This window comes from Streptomyces aureus, assembly GCF_001418135.1.
Lineage (GTDB): Bacteria > Actinomycetota > Actinomycetes > Streptomycetales > Streptomycetaceae > Streptomyces > Streptomyces aureus_A.
In genome coordinates, this window is sequence record NZ_LIPQ01000697.1 from 1 (window position 1) to 1453 (window position 1453).

The window sequence follows — 1453 nt, forward strand, 5'->3', positions numbered from 1 at the left end:
GGGTTCGTGGGAACCGGGGGAGTCGCGGGGTGTGCCGCCGTCGGGTGCTCCGGGCGGAGGCGGCGGTGGGCGAGCAGCGCGCAGACCGCGAAGCCCAGGGCGTTGCCCAGGCCGTGGGTCGCGGCCGTCCAGGTCAGACCGAGGTGCGGAAGGCCGGTCGCCTCGCCCAGGGCCCAGCTCAGCGCGAGCAGCATGGTGACGAAGAGGACCAGGGCCGAGAGGGCGAGGAGTCCCCGGGTGAGGCGGTCGGCGGCCAGGGTGCGGCGCTCGCGCAGGGTCAGGACCGCGACCGCCGTCATGCCGGCCGTCAGGACGACGGCGCCGAGCAGCTCGGCCCAGTCGTCGACGAAGTAGCCGAGCAGCACGAGCAGCGTGCCCGCGGGGACGCTGAGCGCGGCGAAACGGGCGGTGGGGCCGTCGCAGACGCGGCAGAGGAGACCGGCGACGAGGGCGGCGGCGAAGCCCGCGAAGTGGAAGTGCGGGACGGTCAGCGCCAGGATGTCCAGGTCGAAGCCGAAGAGCGGGTACGAGGCCCGTTCCGCGACCAGTGCGAGGCCGGCGACGGAGGGTGCGACCAGGGCGGTGAGGACCGCGACCTCGCCCGGCGCGAGGGACCGGGTCAGGAGCAGCCGGGCCGGGGCCTGGAGCGCGAGGGCCAGCGTGGCGAGGGCGTAGAGCGCGGCGAGCGCGGTCGAGAGTCCGGAGCGGGGCAGCCACAGGGCGAGCGCGCCGGGGGCGGCGAGCAGGGGCCAGGCGCGCCGGAGCGGGTCCCAGCCCGGTGGTCGGGGGCCGTCGAGGAGCGCGAGCCCCGTGGGGACCACCCAGAACATACCGATCGTGACGACCGTGCCCACCAGGACCGACAGTGCGGTCATCGCGCATCCCCCACTTGAACGTGTTCAACTGGCACGTCCGAGCCTAGAGCCTTTCTTGAACGCGTTCAAGTGGGGGTGTCGACACGGGCGGCGGCCCTCCGCTTGCGGGGCCCCGCGCACTGCGACAGACATGAAGGACTGGCCGGAACCGGGCGCCGTGGCCCGGGGGAGAGAAAGCGGGAGAACCAGGTGCGCTCACCCTTCGGCCGGACGCGGCGGACCCCCACCGCTCCCGGCACGACCCACCCGACCGCTCACGACCCGACCGCTCACGACGGGGCCGCTCACGACCCTCACGACCGGACCACTCTTGATCCGGCCGCTCAGGACCCGACCGCTCACGACCCGACCGTTCCTCGCGGGACCCCCCGCGCCGCCGTGGCCCGTTCCGCGCTCGCGGCGCTCACCGCGTCGCTCCTCCTCGCCGGGTGCAGCTCCGTCTGGGAGGGATCCCGGGGCGGCGCCCAGCCCGCCGCGGCCGGCTCGGCGCAGGACGTCCTCCTCCAGCCGCACGCCGGCCAGGGCCCCGACCCCTTCACCGAGTCGTCGGCCAGGGCCACCGCCCAGGTGTCCTCCCC

The 1453-nt window shown here is 75.4% G+C and carries 1 protein-coding gene and 1 pseudogene; one reads left to right on the forward strand and one right to left on the reverse strand.

Translation table 11 applies throughout. The annotated features are described in order from the left end of the window. Nucleotides 1-866: YndJ family protein (locus tag AOK00_RS36245; RefSeq protein ID WP_063886722.1), on the reverse strand; the 866-nt coding region annotated here is incomplete at its 3' end. A 387-nt stretch (nucleotides 867-1253) separates the two neighbouring features. Between AOK00_RS36245 and AOK00_RS36250 the strand changes: the two are divergent. Next, nucleotides 1254-1453: pseudogene (locus tag AOK00_RS36250) on the forward strand (DUF6777 domain-containing protein); the annotation flags it as partial.